At 41.5% G+C, this 21,777-nt stretch carries 19 protein-coding genes and 1 pseudogene; 9 read left to right on the forward strand and 11 right to left on the reverse strand.

Annotated features, from left to right (window positions below):
* Nucleotides 1-2 precede the first annotated feature (2 nt).
* Genes rffA through AC6HVZ_RS12865 form a run of 5 tightly spaced genes read left to right on the forward strand, consistent with a single transcriptional unit; the run spans nucleotide 3 to nucleotide 4,226 of the window.
* Nucleotides 3-1,133, forward strand: coding sequence for a dTDP-4-amino-4,6-dideoxygalactose transaminase (rffA, locus tag AC6HVZ_RS12845; RefSeq protein ID WP_497558566.1), 1,131 nt, complete (start codon nucleotides 3-5; stop codon nucleotides 1,131-1,133).
* A complete protein-coding gene (locus AC6HVZ_RS12850) occupies nucleotides 1,123-2,787 on the forward strand; it encodes a DUF6044 family protein (protein WP_497558567.1) in 1,665 nt (554 codons plus the stop codon). Before rffA ends, AC6HVZ_RS12850 begins: the two co-directional genes overlap by 11 nt.
* The gene (locus AC6HVZ_RS12855; protein WP_497558568.1) at nucleotides 2,757-3,059 is read left to right on the forward strand and encodes a hypothetical protein; all 303 of its coding nucleotides are present in this window, start codon (nucleotides 2,757-2,759) and stop codon (nucleotides 3,057-3,059) included. The genes AC6HVZ_RS12850 and AC6HVZ_RS12855 overlap by 31 nt, the downstream gene beginning before the upstream one ends.
* The gene (locus AC6HVZ_RS12860; protein WP_497558569.1) at nucleotides 2,954-4,102 is read left to right on the forward strand and encodes a hypothetical protein; all 1,149 of its coding nucleotides are present in this window, start codon (nucleotides 2,954-2,956) and stop codon (nucleotides 4,100-4,102) included. Before AC6HVZ_RS12855 ends, AC6HVZ_RS12860 begins: the two co-directional genes overlap by 106 nt.
* Nucleotides 4,059-4,226 (forward strand): hypothetical protein, encoded by a 168-nt coding sequence (locus AC6HVZ_RS12865; RefSeq protein ID WP_497558570.1) that lies wholly within the window; start codon nucleotides 4,059-4,061, stop codon nucleotides 4,224-4,226. The genes AC6HVZ_RS12860 and AC6HVZ_RS12865 overlap by 44 nt, the downstream gene beginning before the upstream one ends.
* A 616-nt stretch (nucleotides 4,227-4,842) precedes the next feature.
* Here AC6HVZ_RS12865 and ilvA read toward each other — a convergent pair.
* The 9 genes from ilvA to ilvD all read right to left on the reverse strand — a co-directional run bounded on the left by ilvA (nucleotide 4,843) and on the right by ilvD (nucleotide 17,284).
* A complete protein-coding gene (gene ilvA, locus AC6HVZ_RS12870; protein ID WP_497558571.1) occupies nucleotides 4,843-5,790 on the reverse strand; it encodes a threonine ammonia-lyase in 948 nt (315 codons plus the stop codon).
* A 205-nt stretch (nucleotides 5,791-5,995) separates the two neighbouring features.
* Nucleotides 5,996-6,577, reverse strand: a complete 582-nt coding sequence (leuD, locus tag AC6HVZ_RS12875; protein ID WP_497558572.1) for a 3-isopropylmalate dehydratase small subunit — start codon at nucleotides 6,575-6,577, stop codon at nucleotides 5,996-5,998.
* 15 nt (nucleotides 6,578-6,592) lie between these two features.
* On the reverse strand, nucleotides 6,593-7,999 hold the full coding sequence (gene leuC, locus AC6HVZ_RS12880) for a 3-isopropylmalate dehydratase large subunit (RefSeq protein ID WP_497558587.1): 1,407 nt from the start codon (nucleotides 7,997-7,999) through the stop codon (nucleotides 6,593-6,595).
* A gap of 16 nt (nucleotides 8,000-8,015) precedes the next feature.
* Entirely contained in the window at nucleotides 8,016-9,122 is a 1,107-nt protein-coding gene (gene leuB, locus AC6HVZ_RS12885) for a 3-isopropylmalate dehydrogenase (protein ID WP_497558573.1), read from the reverse strand.
* Nucleotides 9,123-9,541: 419 nt separating this feature from the next.
* On the reverse strand, nucleotides 9,542-11,089 hold the full coding sequence (locus tag AC6HVZ_RS12890; RefSeq protein WP_497558574.1) for a 2-isopropylmalate synthase: 1,548 nt from the start codon (nucleotides 11,087-11,089) through the stop codon (nucleotides 9,542-9,544).
* Complete coding sequence (ilvC, locus tag AC6HVZ_RS12895; RefSeq protein ID WP_497558575.1) at nucleotides 11,076-12,119, reverse strand: ketol-acid reductoisomerase; 1,044 nt, start codon at nucleotides 12,117-12,119, stop codon at nucleotides 11,076-11,078. Before ilvC ends, AC6HVZ_RS12890 begins: the two co-directional genes overlap by 14 nt.
* A 27-nt stretch (nucleotides 12,120-12,146) precedes the next feature.
* Nucleotides 12,147-12,668, reverse strand: coding sequence for an acetolactate synthase small subunit (gene ilvN / locus AC6HVZ_RS12900; RefSeq protein WP_497558576.1), 522 nt, complete (start codon nucleotides 12,666-12,668; stop codon nucleotides 12,147-12,149).
* Nucleotides 12,665-14,392 (reverse strand): biosynthetic-type acetolactate synthase large subunit, encoded by a 1,728-nt coding sequence (ilvB, locus tag AC6HVZ_RS12905; RefSeq protein WP_497558577.1) that lies wholly within the window; start codon nucleotides 14,390-14,392, stop codon nucleotides 12,665-12,667. The genes ilvN and ilvB overlap by 4 nt, the downstream gene beginning before the upstream one ends.
* A gap of 1,209 nt (nucleotides 14,393-15,601) precedes the next feature.
* Nucleotides 15,602-17,284: a dihydroxy-acid dehydratase gene (ilvD, locus tag AC6HVZ_RS12910; RefSeq protein ID WP_497558578.1), complete on the reverse strand. Its 1,683-nt coding sequence runs from the start codon at nucleotides 17,282-17,284 to the stop codon at nucleotides 15,602-15,604.
* 233 nt (nucleotides 17,285-17,517) lie between these two features.
* On the opposite strand from ilvD, the gene AC6HVZ_RS12915 reads away from it, so the two are divergent.
* Nucleotides 17,518-18,612: a branched-chain amino acid aminotransferase gene (locus tag AC6HVZ_RS12915; protein ID WP_497558579.1), complete on the forward strand. Its 1,095-nt coding sequence runs from the start codon at nucleotides 17,518-17,520 to the stop codon at nucleotides 18,610-18,612.
* Between the two features lie 31 nt (nucleotides 18,613-18,643).
* Here AC6HVZ_RS12915 and AC6HVZ_RS12920 read toward each other — a convergent pair whose 3' ends face one another.
* Nucleotides 18,644-19,084, reverse strand: coding sequence for a hypothetical protein (locus AC6HVZ_RS12920; RefSeq protein WP_497558580.1), 441 nt, complete (start codon nucleotides 19,082-19,084; stop codon nucleotides 18,644-18,646).
* On the opposite strand from AC6HVZ_RS12920, the pseudogene AC6HVZ_RS12925 reads away from it, so the two are divergent.
* Nucleotides 19,044-19,664 (forward strand): annotated as a pseudogene (locus AC6HVZ_RS12925) (MFS transporter); the annotation flags it as partial. The gene AC6HVZ_RS12920 and the pseudogene AC6HVZ_RS12925 overlap by 41 nt on opposite strands.
* A gap of 40 nt (nucleotides 19,665-19,704) precedes the next feature.
* Nucleotides 19,705-20,022, forward strand: coding sequence for a hypothetical protein (locus AC6HVZ_RS12930; RefSeq protein ID WP_497558581.1), 318 nt, complete (start codon nucleotides 19,705-19,707; stop codon nucleotides 20,020-20,022).
* A gap of 192 nt (nucleotides 20,023-20,214) precedes the next feature.
* Here the strand turns inward: AC6HVZ_RS12930 and AC6HVZ_RS12935 are convergent, their stop codons facing one another.
* Nucleotides 20,215-20,418 (reverse strand): alpha/beta-type small acid-soluble spore protein, encoded by a 204-nt coding sequence (locus AC6HVZ_RS12935; protein ID WP_497558582.1) that lies wholly within the window; start codon nucleotides 20,416-20,418, stop codon nucleotides 20,215-20,217.
* 261 nt (nucleotides 20,419-20,679) lie between these two features.
* Here AC6HVZ_RS12935 and AC6HVZ_RS12940 point away from each other — a divergent pair, with 261 nt between their 5' ends.
* Nucleotides 20,680-21,552: a YitT family protein gene (locus tag AC6HVZ_RS12940; RefSeq protein WP_497558583.1), complete on the forward strand. Its 873-nt coding sequence runs from the start codon at nucleotides 20,680-20,682 to the stop codon at nucleotides 21,550-21,552.
* The last annotated feature ends 225 nt before the right edge of the window (nucleotides 21,553-21,777 follow it).

Raw genomic sequence — 21,777 nt, forward strand, 5'->3', positions numbered from 1 at the left:
GGATGATTCCATTTAATAAACCGTGTGTGATTGGTCAAGAGACAATCGCCATCCAGCAGGCACTTGCCAATGAAAAAATTACCGGCAATGGCCCATTCAGTAAAAAATGTACCAATTGGCTTGAGGGGCGCTTAGGTTGTGAAAAAGCCATTCTTACCCCGTCATGTACTGCTGCACTTGAAATGACTGCATTGTTAACAGAGGTTGGTGAAGGGGATGAAGTGATTATGCCTTCCTACACCTTTGTGTCAACTGCCAATGCATTTGCACTTCGGGGGGCTTCCATTCGTTTTGTCGATGTGAATCCCCTCACAATGAACATTGATCCGGAAAAAATAAAAGCAGCGATTACAAAGCAGACACGAGCAATTGTTGTTGTTCATTATGCTGGTGTTAGCTGTGATATGGATGAAATTATGAAAATTGCGGAAGTTCACGGACTGTGGGTTATTGAAGATGCTGCCCAGGCCTTAATGAGTACTTATCAAGACCAGCCACTTGGTACAATCGGCCATTTTGGAACGATCAGCTTTCATGAGACGAAAAATTATAATTGCGGGGAAGGTGGTGCCCTTCTCATTAATGATGCTTCCACGATTGAACGGGCAGAAATTTTACAGGAAAAAGGAACAAATCGCTCACAGTTTATTAGAGGAAGGGTCGATAAGTACACATGGCGTGATATTGGGTCCTCCTTTTTATTAAGTGATATAAATGCGGCTTTTCTGTCCGTTCAGCTGGCGCATGCGGAGCAAATAAATGATGATCGCCTGCGCTCCTGGGAGCAATACCAGGAAGGATTGCAGCCATTAATAGCTGACGGGATACTATCAGGACCTTTTGTTCCGGAGACTTGCGAACATAATGGGCATATGTTTTATATCAAAACAAAGGACGAGAGCGAGCGAACTAATTTGATTGCTTTTCTTGATAAAAATAACGTAATGGCTGCCACGCATTATGTACCATTACACTCCGCCTATGCAGGGAAAAAGTTTGGAAAATTTATCGGTCAGGATAACTATACAACCAGCGAAAGCGAGAAAATCCTGCGCTTGCCAATCTATTATAAAATCGGAGAAGAGGCTATCACCCATGTGGTCAACACGGTATACCAATTTTATGAAGCGTAAATATATCCTGATTGGGTGCCTGATCCTTATTGGCTACCTGCTTCCCTATTATATTTTAGGTGAGGACACACATATTCGCATCCATGATAATCTTGATTCCAATATTGTCTGGTATAAATTGCTCGTGGAAAGCGGACAGATTTTCAGCCTGACAGATCAAGCCTTGCCTAATGTCATTAATGGACTGCCAAGAAGCGCCCTTGCCTCAGGATTTGACGCTATGGTCTGGCTATATTATCTATTTGAGCCGATGACAGCCTATACAATTGGTCAAACCATCATGCGATTTGCTGCTTTTTTCGGCATGTATTTATTGTTGAAAAAGTTTATTACTCGTGTAACGGTACCTGATTGGGTCACTGTTGGTGTTGCCCTTGGATTTGCAATGCTTCCATTCTGGCCATCTGGAATGCTGTCGATTGCAGGGTTGCCGCTTGCACTATATATCTTTTTAACGATAAGGAAATATGGGTGGCAAACACCGAAGCAGTATTGGGTGTTATTATTTCTTTTTCCGTTTTTTTCAAATTTCATTTTGACAATGGTTTTCTTCCTTGGTTCAGTGAGTGTGTTGTGGTTGGTTGATTGGATTCGTTTGAAGCAAGTGAACTGGCCATTTTTTATCGCTACTGCTTCCATGACCGTTATTTACCTTGTGAAAAACTATCTGCTTATTTTTTCGATGTTTTTCGATCAAGGTTTTACGTCACATCGCAATGAAAACAGCCTTGGACATAAAGACCTGCCCGGGACAATTGAATTATTTATCGATAATTTTTTTAATGGACATACACATGATTTAGCGATACATGCAATGATTATTATTCCTGTAATTGGGATGGCATTTTTAGTAGCAGCATATAAGAGTGAAAAGCCGAAGCTATTGCTTGGATTATTTATTTTTAATGCGCTGCTTTCTTTATGGTATGCATTCTGGTATTGGGAAGGCTGGCGTGTCGTCAAAGATAATTTCATGATTGCCAACACCTTTAATTTCAGTCGCATACACTTCTTCGACCCAGCAATTTGGTACATCTGTTTTGCCTTGGCATTAGTTGTTTTATGGAAGCATCTCCGATTTGGCAAAGTGCTTGTCGCCTGTTTGATTGTGATGCAATGCTGGATACTCTTTGATATGAATGAGGAAAGCAAATATAGCGAGATCGGTACACCGACGTATAAAGAATTTTACTCGGAGGAGCTTTTTACAGAAATAGAGGAATATATCGGCATGGATCAATCCGACTACCGTGTTGTCAGTATCGGCATGCATCCAACTATTGCACAATACAATGGATTTTACACATTGGATACGTACAATAACAGCTTTCCACTCGAATACAAGCATCAGTTTAGGGAAATTATTGTACCAGAACTGGAGAAAAGTCCTGCATTGAAAAACTACTTTGACACATGGGGTGGCCGGTTATATATGTATGTCGGGCAGCTTGGGAAAAACTACCTGTTTACGAAAAACAGCGGCGAAATGATTGAAAAGCTGGATATTAATACAGCAGCATTACGAGAGTTGGGCGGAGACTACGTGTTTTCCGCATTGCCGATTGAAAATTATGAAGAGAATGGACTGGCGTTTGAAGAGAGCTTTGAGCAGGAGGGGCTGCCTTGGGAGGTATGGGTTTATCGGGTGGAGTAGAGCGGATTGCTGTAAGGAGAGCGGATTTTTCTGCTCGATCGGTGAGGATATCTACTGGAGTGCGAGGGATATCACCAGGAGCGTGTGGATTTATCGACCGGAGTGCGGGGATATCGCCTGGGGCGTGTGGATTATCGCCAGGAGCGCGCGGATTATCGACCGGAGCGTGCGGATATCGCCGGGAGAGCGAATTTATCGACCGGAGTGCGGGGATATCGCCGGGAGCGTGCGGATATCGACCGGAGCGTGCGGATATCGCCGGGAGAGCGTAGTTATCGACAGGAGTGCGGGGATATCGCCAGGAGCGCGCGGATTATCGACCGGAGTGCGTGAAATATCGCCGGGAGAGCGTAGTTATCGACAGGAGTGCGGGGATATCGCCGGGAGAGCGAATTTATCGACAGGAGTGCGGGGATATCGACCGGAGATCGTGGATATCGCCGGGAGAACGAGAATATCGCCAGGAGAACGAGGATATCGCCGGGAGAGCGAATTTATCGTCCGGAGAATGAGGATATCGACAGGAGAACGAGAATATCGCCAGGAGAACGAATTTATCGTCCGGAGAGCGAGGATATCGCCGGGAGAGCGGATTTATCGACCGGAGTGCGGGGATATCGCCTGGGGCGTGTGGATTATCGCCAGGAGTGCGGGGATATCGACCGGAGCGTGTGAAATATCGACCGGAGAACGAGAATATCGCCGGGAGATCGTGGATATCGCCGGGAGAGCGAATTTATCGTCCGGAGATCGTGGATATCGCCGGGAGAGCGAGGATATCGACCGGAGAATGAGAATATCGCCGGGAGAACGAATTTATCGCCGGGAGAACGAGAATATCGCCGGGAGAGCGAATTTATCGTCCGGAGATCGTGGATATCGCCGGGAGAGCGAATTTTATCGACCGGAGAACGAGAATATCGCCGGGAGAACGAATTTATCGTCCGGAGAACGAGGATATCGCCGGGAGAGCGAATTTATCGTCCGGAGAACGAGAATATCGCCGGGAGAGCGAATTTATCGTCCGGAGATCGTGGATATCGCCGGGAGAGCGAATTTATCGTCCGGAGAACGAGGATATCGCCGGGAGAGCGAATTTATCGTCCGGAGAACGAGAATATCGCCAGGAGAACGAATATATCGCCGGGAGAACGAGAATATCGCCGGGAGAGCGAATTTATCGTCCGGAGAGCGAGGATATCGCCGGGAGAGCGAATTTATCGTCCGGAGATCGGGGATATCGCCGGGAGAGCGAATTTATCGTCCGGAAAATGAGAATATCGACCGGAGAGCGAAAATATCGCCCGGAAAATGAATATATCGCCGGGAGAGCGAATTTTATCGTCCGGAGAACAGAGTTATTTTTTCTGCAAGTTAGTAAAAAATTTTTTACATACCAGAACCTGCTTTTGATAGTAAGCTTTCCCGTATATATATAATTTGTAGAGATAAGCAGTGAATTCACTTATATTAATTGGTTGGAAAATGAAGTTTTATATAATAGACGAGAACTATCCTAAGTTATTACTATAGATTATAATGTTTTTAAGTGGGGAGGAAACAAATGGAGCAAACAGAATTACAAGTAGTTTTAGGTGCACTAAAAAATTGGATCAAATAACAGTACGATTAGAAAATCGTGTGGATGAGCGATTCGACAAAGTGGACGAATGTTTTAACAAAGTAAACGAGCGACTAAACAAAGTAGAAGGAGGCTCGACAACGTAGAGAATCGACTGGATAAACTAGAAGGACGATGGGAAAGCATTGAGACAAAGTTCGACAGTTATCGCATAGAATTAACCGAAGCACAGGAAACTGTTGATTTTTTAACAAGTAAAAATGCCCAACACGAAAGAAAACTTCGACAGGTTTACGGACAGTAATAAAATTCTTCTGAAAAAGTCTGTAACTATCAGTAGAAAAAATCCCAAAAAAAATGAAAGCCAGTTGCTTCCCTCTATTAATATCATTAGGAAAGTAACTGGCCATATAAAGAAATAATTTTCCTTTTAAAAATAAGCTTCTTGATGATGATTTTTTTCAGGTAAAACCCTACGCCGGATGATGTAACCTCTCAGCCATTCTCTGTATTTTAGCCATTGTTCCAATATCCATATTTCCTCCACTGACAATGACTCCGCAGTGTCTGGATTTAATTTGATTACTATAGGCAAACAATGCGGCGATTGCGGCAGCGCCAGCACCCTCAATTAATGTCTTATTACGCTCAAGCATATAAACCATGGCTGAAGCAATTTCCTCATCTGTGACGGTTACAATATTATCTACATAATCACGGATAATCGGCAGTGTTTTCTTCCCTGGTTGCTTAACCGCAATCCCCTCTGCAATAGTAGATACCGATTTTGCATTCCTCACGCGATTGGAATGGTAGCTGTCATACATCGCTGAAGCGCCTTCCGCCTGTACACCGATTACCTTTATATTCCGATTTACATATTTGGCAGCAACTGCAATTCCGCTGATCAGACCACCACCACCGATTGGCACAATTAGTGTATCCATTCGATCTTCCTGCCTGAGCATTTCCATTGCAATCGATCCTTGCCCCGCCATAATGTCAAAATCATCAAATGGATGAATGTAAACAGCACCTGTTTGCAATTGTCTTTTCAACGAGGCTTCATATGCTTCCTGGAAAGACTCCCCCGTCAATACAACCTCTGCCCCGTAATTTCTGGTTGCATTTATTTTGGCCAGTGGTGTTTTTTCTGCCATAAAAATCGTTGCGCATGCACCAAGTTTAGCAGCGGCATGGGCAACTCCTTGGGCATGATTCCCTGCAGATGCTGTAATGACACCTTTGTTCAGTTGTTCCTCAGACAGTTGCATTAATTTAAAGCTTGCACCCCTAAACTTAAATGCACCTGTTTTTTGTTGATTTTCCATTTTAAAATAAACATTTTTTCCAACTAATTTATTTGTAGTCTCTGATGTAAGTAATGGTGTCCGGTGAACGATGGAAGTCAACCGTTTCATCGCTGTATGAACTTTTTCACCTGTTAATTCGCAATCCCCAATGGATTCACTCTCCTTGTTTTACCTGATAAAATTGTGTTAGATTACTGTTTCATAAGCAATTATTTACCTGCTGATTAATTAAATTTACTTTTTCATAAGCGAATATTTACCTGTTACAAAATTTACATTACTTTTCACTAGAGGTTATTCACCTGTTACAAAATTACATTACTTTTTCATAGGCAGTTATTTTATCCTCGTGCTGCAATGTTAACGCAATTTCATCCCAGCCGTTTAACAGTTTTTCCTTATGATATGCAGGGATATCAAATTGTATTTCTGTTCCATCCTCAGCAATGATTCGCTGCTTTTCTAAATCTATATCCAATACTAATGTTGAAGTCTCAGCAAGCTTCATCCACTGACTTAATTGTGCTTCATCCATGCTAATCGGGATAATTCCATTTTTTAATGCATTATTATAAAATATATCCGCAAAGCTTGGTGCAATCACCACACGAAATCCAAAATCCAATAATGCCCAAGGTGCGTGTTCCCTGGATGACCCGCAACCAAAATTTTCACCGGCTAAGAGGACAGATGCACCTGCATATTTTGGATTATTCAATGCAAAATCAGAACGTTTTTGACCATCGTCATCAAATCGCCAATGATAAAATAAAAATTGGCCAAACCCAGTTCGTTCGATTCGTTTTAAAAATTGCTTCGGTATAATTTGGTCTGTATCAATATTTGTCCGGTTTAAAGGATAAACCAGACCCTTATGTTCCTTAATTGCCTCCATGAGTTCTGATGCCTCCTAACTGATGAGTTCCGAATAATTGCGAACATCTACAAAATGTCCCTCAATTGCTGCAGCTGCCGCCATTTCCGGACTCACTAAATGTGTACGTGCGCCATTTCCCTGTCTGCCTTCAAAATTCCGGTTTGAAGTGGATGCACACCTGCCGCCTGGTGGAACAATATCATCGTTCATTGCCAGACACATGCTGCAGCCTGCTTCTCGCCATTCAAAGCCAGCCTGTTTGAAAACGGTGTCCAATCCCTCTTGTTCAGCCTGCAGTTTAATACTGAATGACCCAGGTACAACGATTGCTCTGACACCTGTTTTCACTTGTTTTCCTTTCACAATAGACGCTGCTTTTTGTAAATCGCTTAACCTGGAATTCGTGCAGGAGCCAATAAATACATGATCAATCTCAATCGATGTAATCGGCTGATTTTCTTTAAGTCCCATATATTCCAGTGCACGTTCCACATCTTCTCTATGTTCCACATTATTTAAATTTGGAGTGGCACCACTCACAGGCACACACATTCCAGGATTTGTTCCCCATGATACCTGTGGTTCAATTTCTGCCGCATTAATGGTTACCGTTTCATCATAATGAGCTCCGTCATCAGTAGCCAGCTCCAACCACTCTCCAGCAACTTCATCAAATGCTTTTCCATCAGGTACGTATTCTTTTCCCCTTAAAAAATTAACCGTTGTTTCATCTGGGCTGATTAATCCGGCTCTTGCACCTGCTTCGATCGACATGTTACAGACCGTCATACGACCTTCCATGGAAAGTTTTCTGACAGCTTCACCCGTATATTCCAGTACATAGCCCGTGCCAAATCGGACACCGAATTTAGCAATGATTGCCAGAATTAAATCCTTCGCAGTAACCCCTGGTCTTAATTCACCTTCTACTTGCACCTGCATTGTTTTCGGTCTTTCCTGCCAGATCGTTTGTGTTGCTAATACATGTTCCACTTCACTTGTGCCAATCCCAAATGCGAGTGCACCAAATGCCCCATGTGTTGATGTATGACTATCCCCACAAACAATTGTTTTGCCTGGTTGGGTTAATCCAAGCTGTGGCCCAATCACATGCACAATTCCTTGATCAGGATGGTACATATCTGCTAATTTTATCCCATTTTCCTCACAATTTTTTCTCAATGTCTCCATTTGCTTTTGAGCAATCTGATCTTTAATAACGTCTCGATTTTTTGTTGGAACATTGTGATCCATTGTCGCATATGTCAAATCCGGACGACGTACCTTTCGCTTGTTCAGGCGTAACCCCTCAAAAGCTTGCGGAGAGGTTACTTCATGAACTAAGTGAAGATCGATATAAAGTAAATCCGGCTTCCCTTCCTCTTGATGTACCTGATGTTTTTTCCAAATTTTATCAACAATCGTCTCCGGTTTCCCCATTTCTACACCTCCACCTTCATGCATACATACTGCAAATGCTGTTTGAAACACTCTTTGTTGTTAAATTGTCCACTACGATTTCTGTTAATTCCTTTGTACCTACCTGTTTACCGCCCTTAATATGCAGGTCAGGCGTATGACATCCTTGTTCAAGTGTTTTTTGAACGGCTGCTTCAATTTCTTCCGCTTCCTCTTCCATACCAAATGAGTATTTAAGCATCATTGCTGCGGACAGGATCATTCCTAGTGGGTTGGCAATCCCTTTTCCTGCAATATCAGGAGCTGAACCATGAACAGGTTCGTATAGACCAACACCGTCTGATCTCAAACTTGCTGATGGAAGCATCCCTAATGATCCTGTCAGGACAGATGCTTCATCACTTAAAATATCACCAAATAAATTTTCCGTAACAATGACATCAAATTGATTTGGAGAAGTAATCAGCTTCATCGCAGCAGCATCTACAAGCAGATGCTCTACTGTGACATCTGGGTAATCCTTGCTTTTTTCATTAACAATTTCACGCCACATGCGGCTTGATTCCAAGACATTCGCCTTATCAACAGATGTCAGCAGTTTGTTTCTCAGTCTCGCACTTTGAAATGCTTTATCAATAATCCGTTCGATTTCACTTCGATGATAATAAAGTGTATCAACTACGGCATTTCCGTTTTCCCGTCGCTCGCTTGGCTGTCCAAAATATAGCCCACCAGTCAATTCACGAATGATTAAAATATCACTATTTTTAACAATCTCTTCTTTAAGTGGAGAAGCATTGAGTAATGGCGCAAACCCTTTTACTGGACGCAGGTTAGCAAATAGCCCTAATTTTTTTCGGATTCCTAAAAGTCCTTTTTCAGGTCGCATATGTCCTGGAAGGGAGTCCCACTTTCCTCCCCCCACAGCACCAAGCAAAATTGCGTCTGCATGTTGACACGCTTTAATGGTATCTTCTGGTAAAGGTGTGCCGTAGTGATCAATCGCATCGCCACCAATCGCATGCTGATGAAACGTAAAGTTATGACCGTATTCACTTGCAATAACATTTAAAACAAGCTTCGCCGACTCCATAATTTCTTTTCCAATACCATCACCTGGAAGTAGAATAATTTGCTTATTCATAATCTCCCCTCCTCATTTTTTTAAAAATAGTTTGCACTGAAATTGAGAGATTTCGGTTTGAAGTTGAGAGATAATCCCGTCAAGTTGAGAGATTTCGGTTTGAAGTTGAGAGATAATCCCGTCAAGTTGAGAGATTTCGGTTTGAAGTTGAGAGATTTATTCATTATTCAACAAGATCTCTCAACTTTGCGTGTGCTTCTCTCAACTTTCACTGCCGTCTCTCAACTTATAATGCTGTTCTCTCAACTTTTAGTGCGGTTCTCTCAAGTTCCAGCAGTTTCTCTCAACTCATAGTGTGCTTCTCTCAACTTTCACTGCCGTCTCTCAACTTTTAATGTAGTTCTCTCAACTTTTAATGTGGTTCTCTCAACTTTAAGTGCGGTTCAAGTTCCAGCAGTTTTCTCTTAGGTAACCAGCCCTTACGATTTAACTACTTGCTTTAAAGCTGAAGAATTTTTCTGTACCAAATAACGGTTCACCGCATTTAAAAATGCATTGGCAGATGCTTCAATAACATCCTGTGCGGATCCTCTTCCATTGACCGTTTCACCGTTGACAACAAGCTGTACACGTGATTCTGCCAGTGCATCTTTTCCCCCACCAACTGAATTAATTTGGTAATCTATCAATTTCAGATCCTCTTCAATTAAGGAGTCCAATGTTTTATAAAGTGCTTCCACACTCCCCTGGCCAGTGCAGGCTGTTTGTACCGTTTTTCCGACAGGTGTTTTCAGCGAAACAGTTGCTGTTGGTATATTTGCGGATCCATATTGTACCTGGAACATTTCCAATTTGTATTTCTCGACAGCTGATGTATCTGTTTGAATTTCCATTAATATCGTAAATAAGTCATCATCTGTCACTTCTTTTTTATGGTCTGTCAGCTCTTTGAACAGATTAAATGCTTCCTTCAGTTTAACCTCTGAGAGTTCAATTCCCAGTTCATTAACTTTATCTTTAAATGCATGTCTCCCTGAATGCTTTCCAAGGAATAACGTATTTGAATTTACACCAACCATTTCTGGTGTGATAATTTCATAGGTGGAAGCATTTTTCAGTACCCCATCCTGATGAATACCTGCTTCATGTGCAAATGCATTGCGGCCAATCACCGCTTTATTTGCCTGCACATGCATTCCGGTTAATTTTGCCACAAGATCACTGGTGCGTTTAATTTCATTTAATTTAAGATCCGTTTCATATGGATAAAAATCAGAACGTATTTTCAGTGCTACAGCTATTTCTTCCAATGCTGCGTTTCCTGCCCGTTCACCAATTCCATTGATCGTTCCTTCTACCTGTGTTGCACCATTTTCCACTGCCGCAATCGAGTTGGCAACAGCCATTCCTAAATCATTATGGCAATGGCAGGAAAGATTAACACGGTCAATATTTGGTACCGTCTCACTGATAAAACGAAACAGTTCCCCATATTCATCCGGTGTTGTATAGCCAACCGTATCAGGTAAATTAATCACAGTAGCACCGGCATCAATAACACGCTCAATAATTTGAGCCAGAAAATTCCAATCAGACCTTGTTGCATCTTCTGCAGACCATTCAACTGTCGGAAATTTTTGCTTGGCATAGCTGACCATTTCAACTGCTGTATCAATAACCTCTTCAGGTGTCTTTTTCAGTTTATATGTCATATGAATGGGTGATGTTGCCAGAAACAGATGCAAGCTCGGACTTTCGGCACCTTTTAATGCTTCCCAGGCAATGTCAACATCAGATTTCACTGTTCTTGCCAAGCCGATGACAGATGTATCTTTTATCGTATCAGCGATCGCTTTTACCGCATTAAAATCCCCTTTGGAGGAAGCGGGAAAGCCCGCCTCCATTCTATCCACTCCAAAACGTTCCAGTTGTTTGGCAATCTCCAGTTTTTCCAGTTGGTTAAGATTAACGCCTGGTGATTGTTCGCCATCTCTCAATGTTGTATCGAAAATCTTAATTTTTGACATGTTCCTTCACATCCTTTTGCTTGTTTTGTTTTCCATGCAATGGGTTTTTTACAAAAGGCATTAAATCACGTAACTCCCTTCCAACAGTTTCGATTTGGTGTTTATTTTCTTGTGCATTGATTGCGTTAAATTGTGGGCGGCCTGCTTGGTTTTCAAGAATCCAGCCTTTCGCAAATTCTCCTTTTTGAATATCTGTAAGAACATCCTTCATTCTAGCCTTTGTATCCTCATTAACCACTTTCGGACCGGAAACGAAGTCGCCCCATTGTGCTGTATCAGAAATCGAATAGCGCATATTTTCAAGTCCACCTTCGTACAGTAGATCTACAATTAATTTCATTTCATGCATACATTCAAAATAAGCAACCTCTGGCTGATATCCGGCTTCTGTTAGTGTTTCAAAGCCTGCTTTGATTAAGCTGGTAACCCCACCACATAGCACTGCTTGCTCGCCAAACAAATCGGTTTCCGTTTCTTCCTGGAAGCTTGTTTCAAGCACACCTGCTCTCGCTGCACCAATTCCCTCTGAATAGGCAAGTGCTAATTCCTTCGCATTTCCTGTAACATCCTGATACACGCCGTATAGTGCAGGAACTCCAGCACCCTCTTCATATGTTCGGCGAACCAAATGTCCAGGTCCTTTTGGTGCTACAAGGAATACGTCAACATCAAGTGGTGGCACTACTTGAGTAAAGTGAATATTGAAGCCGTGCGCAAAAGCGAGTGCACTACCTGCCTTCAAATTGGCTTGAATGCTTTCATAATATACTTTCGGCTGAAGCTCATCTGGTAAAAGCACCATGACAACATCTGCTCCGCTTACTGCTTCTGCTACTGAAAAAACGTCGAATCCATCCTGTTCTGCTTTTTCCTGTGATTTACCAGGTCTAAGACCAATCACCACATCATAACCACTGTCACGAAGATTTTGTGCATGTGCATGACCTTGTGATCCATAACCTACTACTGCGATTTTCTTTGCTTGTAAAACCTCTTTTTGGATATCTTTTTCATATAGTACTTTTGCCATGATAATCTTCCTCTCCACATTTAATTTTTAGATTGAAAATGAATGAATTTCTGTAACCTGCTGTTCTGGTTGATGTCCTCTTAAAAATGCTGTAACACCTGTTCTGGTCAATTCTTTAATGCCATATGGTTTGAGTAATGAGATTAAAGCATCTATTTTATCTGGTTTTCCAGTTACCTGGATCGCTAGGCTGTCTTTGCTTACATCGATGATGGATGCTCTGAATGGTGCGATAATCCCTTGAATTTCAACACGAGATTGACCACTACTACCAACTTTGACTAATGCTAATTCCCTTGCAACAATTGCTTTATCTGTTATATCAGATACTTTTAGTACTTCAATTTGCTTATTTAATTGTTTGGTTAATTGCTCCAGCTTTTGTTGATCACTAATTTCAACAACAAAGGTCATTTTAGAAATCCCTTCTATTTCGGAGGCTCCAACAGTAATGCTTTCAATATTGAATTGGCGCTTATTTAACATGCCAGTAATTCGATTAAGCACACCGCTTTGGTTTTGAACAGTAGCAGTTATAATTCTTCTCATTTCTCCACCTCCACGCCTATCATTTCATGAATCCCTTTGCCAGGAGCTATCATCGGAAATACTTTTTCCTTCCAATCTATCCGGCAATCAACAACTACCGGTCCATCATAGGAAAAGATATTTTCAAGCATTTCAGGCACATCTTCTTCTTTATCCACCTTTAACCCGCGTACCCCGAAGCCTTCTGCAAGCTTTACAAAATCCGGGTTTTTTGTTAACAGCGATTCAGAATACCTTTCCCCATGGAACTTCTCTTGCCACTGTCGCACCATTCCAAGTGCTTCATTGTTTACGATGAATACTTTCACTGGAAGGTTTTTATCAAACAAAACCGCCAGTTCCTGAATCGTCATCTGGATACCACCATCCCCTAGGATTGCAACAACCGTGTCATCCGGTCTGCCAATTTGTGCACCGATTGCAGCTGGTAGCCCAAATCCCATCGTTCCAAGCCCTCCGGAAGTAATCCAATTATGGGGTTTATCAAAGGAATAAAATTGCGCCGTCCACATTTGATGCTGTCCAACATCTGTCGCAACAATCGCTTCACCATTTGAAGCATGATGGATTTGTTCGATTAGCCACTGTGGTGAAATTTTATCCTCCGAACGGTTATACCATAATGGATAATTCAGTTTATTTGATCCTAACTTTTCAAGCCATGTAGTATGATCCGGTTGTTCAATATCACAATTCAGAATGGAATTCAGCGCTTGTTTAGCATCGGCAACCACTGGGATCTCTGTTGAAATGATTTTGCCTATTTCGGCTGGATCGATATCGATATGTGCCACTCGTGCATGTGGAGCAAAATGTTTCGTATTTCCTGTTAGTCGATCATCAAATCTGGCACCAATATTTATGAGTAAATCCGCTTCATACATGGCCATATTCGCTGCATACGTCCCATGCATCCCACCCATTCCAAGTGATAATGAATTATTTCCCGGAAAACTTCCAAGTCCTAGTAATGTATTTACTACCGGGATATCGTATTTTTCTGCAAATTCTTTCAATTCTTCAGCAGCATCGGCAATTGTCACCCCAGCACCAGCTAGTAATACGGGACGCTTTGCATTACTCAATGCACTTGCTAATTTGCGAATTTGCAATGGGTTCGGATTTAGCGTCGGCTGATAACCAGGTACTTCAAATTGGTTATCAAACTTTCCTATTGTCATCTCCTGGGATATATTTTTAGGAATATCAATGAGTACTGGCCCCGGCCTTCCGGTTGTAGCAATATGAAATGCTTTACTCACAGTAGCTGGTAAATCAGCTATGTTCTGCACCTGATAATTGTATTTTGTTATTGGTGTTGTAATTCCCATAACATCCGCTTCTTGAAAAGCATCTGTCCCAATAACACTTTTAGCAACTTGACCAGTAAAAACAACAAGCGGCAATGAATCCATCATTGCATCGGTAATTCCAGTAATCAGATTTGTTGCTCCCGGGCCCGAAGTTGCGATGACCACTCCAGGTTTGCCTGTGACCCTCGCATAACCTTCTGCTGCGTGAATCATCCCTTGCTCATGGCGAAAGAGGATATGTTCAAAGGGAAACTCATGCCGAAATAATGCATCGTAAATTGGTAAGACAGCACCACCCGGGTATCCAAATACAGTTTCAACATTTTCTTCCACCAAAGCTTTAATAAACAAATCTGCCCCATTAAGCATTTCATCTGTCGCAATTGCCGCTTGTTTTTCTTTCACTTTCATTGATCTTACCTCCCTCAAATAGTTAGAATTTAAAAAAGACCCTTCTCTCCCATAAATCTGCATGAATTCAGAATTATTGGGGAGAAAAGCGTCATCTTTTCACGGTACCACCCAGGTTTATAGCACTCTTGCGAATACTACCTTCAGAAGCTAATAATCAGCTTCTTTGATAACAGGTACATGTGAATGCACCTGGCCAAGTCTAGTTAGAGTAATCTGTTCAACTTAGCACTCAGGGATGATGTCAGAACAATATGTATTTCTAGGCTTCCAGCAACCCTAGATCTCTGTAAATACAATAAACATGTTCCTTTTTTCCCGTCATCGAGTTCGTTCTATGCAAATTTTAGTCAAGTAATAAAATTTAGATAATTTTTATTGTTTCATTTTTCGTCATTTGCTTAACTGATATATTGCGAATAATCATATAACGATTTTATGGAAAGGTCAACAGGTTTATTAAAACTTTTTTCGAGTTTTTTGATACTTTTGATTTATTTAATAAATTGGTTGCGCTTACAATGACGCCACTTCAAGGAACTGTAAAAAAATTAGTCGAATATTACAATTTGATTACAAATTTAATTTGGGCTTATTTTATGTTCGGTGAGTTGTAATATATTGGGTGTTATTAGCAAGTTGCTTTATGTGAGTGAGTAATTTTTTTCTGTTTGGTTGTAGGGGCATGCTTGCTCACGGACAGGTTGAGCGGGATTTGGGGCGGTTTTGTCCTTGAGAGGCGCTCTCTTGGACAGATCGAGCGGGATTTGGGGCGGTTTTGTCCTTGAGAGGCGCTCTCACGGACAGGTTGAGCGGGATTTGGGGCGGTTTTGTCCTTGAGAAGCGCTCTCACGGACAGGTTGAGCGGGATTTGATGCGGTTTTGTCCTTGAGAGGCGCTCTCACGGACAGGTTGAGCGGGATTTGGGGCGGTTTTGTCCTTGAGAGGCGCTCTCACGGACAGGTTGAGCGGGATTTGGGGCGGTTTTGTCCTTGAGAAGCGCTCTCACGGACAGGTCGAACTGGGTTTCAGTAGGTTCGGAAGTAGAGTGACTATTTATGCGTTCGGTTATACCAGTGTTTTCGGACCATTCGAGCGTGGAGAGACATTCTATTCGATGGGGTCGTCTTACCGCAGTCCCCAATTTTCAAGGATAACCAAAAAAGACCCCAGTCAACAAAAATCAACTGAAGTCTTTCATACTTTAATTTATCTATTCAAATAATCAGTAACAGCACCTTTTGATGCGCTTGATACATTATGTGCGTATTTGCCCAATACACCTTTTTTATATAATGGCGGTTCGACCCAATCTTTGCGACGTGTTTCTAATTCCTGTTCAGAGACTTCAAAGGATAATTCCTTTTTCTCTGAGTCAATTGTAACGAGATCGCCTTCTTTCAGGAATGCAATTGGTCCACCCACTTGTGCTTCTGGTGCAATATGACCAACCACTAACCCATGTGTTCCTCCTGAAAATCTGCCATCGGTTAATAAAGCAACTTTTTCGCCAAGTCCTTTCCCTACTAAAATACTGGAGATCGAGAGCATTTCAGGCATTCCTGGTCCACCTTTAGGACCAACATACCGAATGACCAATACATCTCCCTCGTTAATTTCATTTTTCATTACTGCAGCAGTTGCTTCTTCCTCTGTGTTAAACACACGTGCAGGACCAGTATGGCGGCTTACTTTTACACCAGAAACCTTTGCAACAGAGCCTTCCGGAGATAAATTACCTTTTAAAATAATTAACGGACCATCCTTACGTTTTGGTTTATCAAAGGACATAATAACCTCCTGACCTTCTGCAAGCCCTGGTGCATCTTTCAGGTTTTCAGCAAGTGTTTTCCCGGTAACTGTTAAACAATCCCCATGCAAATACCCTTCTTCATAGAGCATTTTCATTACAGCCTGTACCCCACCAGCATAAAATAAATCCTGCATAACAAACTTGCCACTTGGTTTCAGATCAGCAAGATGTGGGACTTCTTTTTGAATACGGGCAAAATCATCGATCGTTAAATCAACTTCAATCGCATGCGCAATTGCAAGCAGGTGAAGAATGGCATTTGTAGATCCGCCAAGTGCCATGACCACAACAATGGAGTTCTCAAATGCTTCTTTCGTCATGATATCTTTTGGATATATTCCTTTTTCCAGCAGGTTGTACACTGCTCTGCCTGCCTCTTCACTGTCGATTGCTTTTTCATTGGATTCTGCCGGATGTGAGGAGCTTCCCGGTAAACTCATGCCAAGTGCTTCAATTGCAGACGCCATCGTATTTGCGGTATACATCCCACCACAGGCCCCTGCACCAGGACATGCAGCACATTCGATTCTATTTAATTCTGCATCATCAATTTCTCCGTTATTATGTTTTCCCACACCTTCAAATACGGACACAAGATCAATATCTTTTCCATCAAGATTTCCTGGTGCAATGGTGCCACCATATACAAAAACTGATGGAATCTCAGCATTGGCAATTGCAATCATACAACCAGGCATATTTTTATCACAGCCACCGAACGCTACGAGTCCATCGAAGTTTTCTGCACCAACCACAGCTTCAATCGAATCCGCTATAATATCACGGCTCGGCAGGGAATAGCGCATCCCTTGTGTTCCCATGGAAATACCGTCAGACACCGTAATCGTATGAAAAAGAAATGGTACACTTCCAGCTTCCCTTGCACCATCTTTGGCTCTTTTAGCTAAACTGCCTAAATGTACATTACATGGCGTAACTTCACTCTCTGTATCAGCTATCCCAATCATTGGCTTTTTAAAATCTTCATCCGTTAAGCCAACAGCACGCAGCATAGCACGGTTTGGTGCCCTCATAGTTCCATCAAATGCATGACTCTTTATTCGTAAATCTTTTGTCATTATGTAATCCCACCCTTCTTTCGGATAATTATATGACTAATTTTCTTATAGTTCAATGTATTTATTTTATTTAAAAAATAAAACCATCTAAATCAAGTGGTTAAGCGCTTGCAATTATTTTTTAAAAAATGAAGTTGACCGTAGATAGTCCCTTTATAAAAAATTAAGTCTTGCGTTAATTCGGAAAATACCTTATGATTGATAGAAACTTTTCACAACAAGGAGATAGTGCCATGGAACAGACAATTCGTGTGGAATTAAGTGAGTCATTGAAAGAAAAGCCTAAAACAGACCAATTGGAGTTTGGAAGAGAATTTACGGACCATATGTTTGTCATGGAATATTCAGATCCTTTAGGGTGGCATAATGCGAGCATTTTACCATATCAACCCCTACAAGTAGATCCATCCGCAATGATTTTTCACTATGGTCAATCGGTGTTTGAAGGTCTGAAAGCCTATATTGCACCAGATGGTGACGCTCAATTATTTCGTCCGGAAAGAAATCTGCAGCGCTTAAATCGCTCGAACGATCGTCTTTGTATACCACCAATTGATGAAAACTTTGCACTAAAAGCAATTAAAGAACTCATCGCTTTGGAAAAAGACTGGATTCCTACTGCAGAAGGAACCTCACTGTATATACGCCCATTCATTATCTCGACAGAACCATATCTAGGAGTTGCACCATCTCGTCATTATAAATTTATCGTCATCCTATCGCCTGTCGGTGCGTATTACAAAGAAGGAATCAACCCAGTGAAGATTGCAGTTGAAAGTCAATATGTCCGTGCAGTTATAGGTGGAACTGGTGAAGCAAAAACCGGTGGCAACTATGCTTCCAGTCTTAAAGCACAGGAGGTCGTTGCAAAAGAAGGTTATGCACAAGTATTATGGCTTGATGGTGTCGAAAAAAAATATATTGAAGAAGTAGGCAGTATGAATGTATTTTTCAAAATTAACGGAGAAGTTGTTACCCCTGCACTAAACGGAAGTATTCTGGAAGGTGTAACAAGAAATTCAGTCATTGAGTTGTTGAAGCATTGGAATATCCCGGTTGTTGAACGTAAAATAAGCATCGATGAATTGCATGAAGCATACAAATCCTCACAGCTAGAAGAAGCGTTTGGAGCAGGAACCGCTGCTGTTATTTCACCAATTGGACAATTAACCTGGAGAAAAGAACACCTCGTTATCAACAACGGAGAGACCGGAGAATTATCGAAAAGAATATACGACACGTTAACAGAAATTCAATACGGCAGAGCTGAAGATCCATTTGATTGGGTAGAAAAAGTAAGTGAGCCGAGTAAGGTAAAGCATGCATAAATCGAACAGGCAAATCCCCTGAACCTAGTGTTTAGGGGATTTTTGTTGTGGAATCTTTGTTTTTTTGATGATGTGTCTGGACTCCGGCATGTATATTGGCTCTCCTGCCGATATATCTGCTCTCCTGCCTATATATTTGCTCTCCTGCCGATATATCCGCTATCCTGCTGATATATTTGCTCTCCTGCTGATAAATCTGGTCTCCTGCCGATATATTTCCTCTCCTGCCGATATATTCGCTCTCCTGCCGATATATCTGTTCTCCTGCCGATATATTCGCTCTCCTGCCGATATATCTGTTCTCCTGCCGATATATCCGCTCTCCTGCCGATATATCCGCTCTCCTGCCGATATATCTGCTCTCCTGCCGATATATTCGCTCTCCTGCTGATATATTTGCTCTCCAGACGATATATCCGCTCTCCTGCCGATACGTTCTTCCAATTGGTCTAACCAGCAGTATGGTCGGCATGCTTGGATTGGCACTTGCACCAAATTTTTGGATGATCCTGTTAAGCGTGCTATTTATCGGATTAGGTTCAGCAATTTTTCATCCGGAGGGGTCACGGGTAGCATATCTTGCTGCAGGTACGAGGAGAGGTCTTGCTCAATCGATTTATCAGGTCGGTGGAAACTCTGGTCAGGCATTGGCACCAGTTATTACTGCTCTGGTTCTTGTTCCCCTTGGACAGTTTGGGACGATTTGGTTTACATTAATCGCTGGGTTAGCCGTGTTTTTCCTGATGTATATTGCCAAATGGTATGCTGAACAAATGCAGGTATTGGCAAGCAATAGTAAAAAAAGCGATCAAAAAGAAAGCCAAATAGAAATGTCTCAAAAGCCATTAAGGGAGCACTCATTATCCTTGTATTTCTTGTGTTTGTCCGGTCCTGGTATGCGGCAGCTAGCTATTTCTAATTTCTATGCTTTTTATGTGATTGAAAACTATGGACTGACGATTGCAAAAGCACAGATTTATATTTTTACTTTTTTATCCATGGGCGCTGTCGGGACTTTTTTTGGTAGCCCTTTAGCCGATCGATTTTGGTAAGCGAAAAGTCATTTTATTTTCTTTACTCGCACCTGCACCAATGGCGTTAATCTTACCGTACGTCGGACCAGTCAGTTCCATTTTATTGCTAGCATTGATCGGATTTTTGCTTATGTCAAGCTTTTCGGTAACTGTTGTATATGCTCAGGAACTCGTCCCGGGGAAAATTGGCACAATGTCCGGGCTTATCGTGGGACTCGCATTTGGCATGGGCGCCATTGGATCTGTTGCGCTTGGATCTTTCATTGATATATTCGGATTAACAGCAACCATGATTGCTATTTCTACCCTGCCATTATTAGGCTTTTTACCCTATCTTCTGCCAACGGATGAAAAAGTAAGAAAATGGTATGCATAGAAAAAATATGAAACAGCTGTTAAAGGGAGAAGGCTATATTTTGTTAAAAAAATCATGTCTATTCAAAGCTTAATTTAACAGGATAAATAGTTTCTCAGGCCACAAAAAGATGGTGTCCAAGAAAATAATTGGACACCATCTTTTCTCACTCGCCTTTTTCATTATTGATGAATAAGACAAGCTTCTTGCTGGCTATTTGTTTCCGTTAGCTATATTCTCTTCGGCGATTTTGATCATTCGTTTGACCATTTCGCCTCCCACCGATCCGTTCTCACGTGCAGTCGTGTCAGCTCCAAGTTGTACTTGGAATTCATTTGCAATTTCCGCTTTCATCTTGTTCACTGCATTATCCGCACCAGGCACCAACAATTCATTTCTGTTATTGTCTTTAGCCATCTTTGATCACTCCTCGGGGTAGTTGAACAGAATCATTCTGTTCAGGTTTAGGATTTGATGAAAATTAGTTTTTATACTATCTACGTTGAGCGAAAGATTTTAACGAAACTTGTGGCAACTATAAATGTTGCGAATCACAATAAGTTCGAAACTTAAAATTAGCTTCTTTAAGTTGTTTTTAGTCATCACACAACCTATTTACTGCCTTCCCCGTCAATGATAGAATAATAGATGTGTCTAACTTGAAGGGGATAATATATCATGCATAAGTCATCACAACATCTTAATAAAACAACGATAGATTGTTTCAAAATTATTTTTGGTGCAACACTTGTCGCCCTGTCCTATAACATTTTTTTACTCCCATCACAGCTTGCAGCAGGGGGGATTTCCGGAGTAAGTACCATTTTATTTGAAGTGTACGGGATGAGTCCCGCATTTACTCAATTTCTCATAAATATCCCGATTTTTGTCATTGGCTGGATTGCAATGGGAAAAGATTTTAGTTGGAAAACATTACTCGGAACTTTTTGGGTACCATTTATCATTTTTCTCAGTGCAGATATTCCGTACACCATTACTAATCCACTACTAGGTGCTATCTATGGCGGGGTTGTTCTCGGTACTGGTCTCGGAATTGTTTATAAAGGAAATGGTTCTACTGGAGGTACAGCCGCCATTGCTCAGATTGTTAAGAAGTTTACTGGGCTTTCCAGTGGTTATTCCCAACTAATTGTCGATGGCTTTGTCGTTGTTTCTTCTATCATCGTATTCAATTTAGAGCTTACTTTATTTGCTCTCATGTGTATTTATATCACAAGTAAAACAATTGATTTTGTGCAATTACGGACTTCAGCATCGAAACTGATATTAATCATTACGGAGGAAGAAGAAAAAATTCAATCCTTGATCCATGACAGCATTGATCGTGGACTTACCAAAGTTCGTTCCGTCGGAGGCTACTCCAATCAGAACAAAACAATGATATTATGTGTCACCGAACAGCAGGAAGCAGTTCAGCTAAAAAAAGTACTGCAAAAAGAAGAACCGTCAACATTCGTCATTTTTATCAATGCATCCGAAATTTTAGGACGAGGGTTCTCCCTGGATAAGTATTATGGACAAAAATTATAATGTGATTATTAAAAACCATCTCCAACCAAATCACAAGTTGTGACATGCCGGGAGATGGCTTTTCTATTGACATTTTGCGGGCGGGCTTTCATCAGATCAGATGCAAAATTCACTTATCAAAAGAATCTGGATTTGTACCACTTCTGTCATTTATATTTACTTAAGTTTCGCACCTTGATAACTTAATAAAAAGAGCCTTCTTAAATAAGATAAAAAGACATAAAA

Source organism: Oceanobacillus sp. NCCP-135, assembly GCF_059698015.1.

Coding starts and splice junctions, on each gene's coding strand:
- rffA (WP_497558566.1), top strand. CDS start 3: ATGATTCCATTTAATAAACCGTGTGTGATTGGTCAAGAGACAATCGCC.
- AC6HVZ_RS12850 (WP_497558567.1), top strand. CDS start 1,123: ATGAAGCGTAAATATATCCTGATTGGGTGCCTGATCCTTATTGGCTAC.
- AC6HVZ_RS12865 (WP_497558570.1), top strand. CDS start 4,059: ATGAGAATATCGACCGGAGAGCGAAAATATCGCCCGGAAAATGAATAT.
- ilvA (WP_497558571.1), bottom strand. CDS start 5,790: ATGAAACGGTTGACTTCCATCGTTCACCGGACACCATTACTTACATCA.
- leuD (WP_497558572.1), bottom strand. CDS start 6,577: ATGGAGGCAATTAAGGAACATAAGGGTCTGGTTTATCCTTTAAACCGG.
- leuC (WP_497558587.1), bottom strand. CDS start 7,999: ATGGGGAAACCGGAGACGATTGTTGATAAAATTTGGAAAAAACATCAG.
- leuB (WP_497558573.1), bottom strand. CDS start 9,122: ATGAATAAGCAAATTATTCTACTTCCAGGTGATGGTATTGGAAAAGAA.
- AC6HVZ_RS12890 (WP_497558574.1), bottom strand. CDS start 11,089: ATGTCAAAAATTAAGATTTTCGATACAACATTGAGAGATGGCGAACAA.
- ilvC (WP_497558575.1), bottom strand. CDS start 12,119: ATGGCAAAAGTACTATATGAAAAAGATATCCAAAAAGAGGTTTTACAA.
- ilvN (WP_497558576.1), bottom strand. CDS start 12,668: ATGAGAAGAATTATAACTGCTACTGTTCAAAACCAAAGCGGTGTGCTT.
- ilvB (WP_497558577.1), bottom strand. CDS start 14,392: ATGAAAGTGAAAGAAAAACAAGCGGCAATTGCGACAGATGAAATGCTT.
- ilvD (WP_497558578.1), bottom strand. CDS start 17,284: ATGACAAAAGATTTACGAATAAAGAGTCATGCATTTGATGGAACTATG.
- AC6HVZ_RS12915 (WP_497558579.1), top strand. CDS start 17,518: ATGGAACAGACAATTCGTGTGGAATTAAGTGAGTCATTGAAAGAAAAG.
- AC6HVZ_RS12920 (WP_497558580.1), bottom strand. CDS start 19,084: ATGCCGACCATACTGCTGGTTAGACCAATTGGAAGAACGTATCGGCAG.
- AC6HVZ_RS12930 (WP_497558581.1), top strand. CDS start 19,705: ATGGCGTTAATCTTACCGTACGTCGGACCAGTCAGTTCCATTTTATTG.
- AC6HVZ_RS12935 (WP_497558582.1), bottom strand. CDS start 20,418: ATGGCTAAAGACAATAACAGAAATGAATTGTTGGTGCCTGGTGCGGAT.
- AC6HVZ_RS12940 (WP_497558583.1), top strand. CDS start 20,680: ATGCATAAGTCATCACAACATCTTAATAAAACAACGATAGATTGTTTC.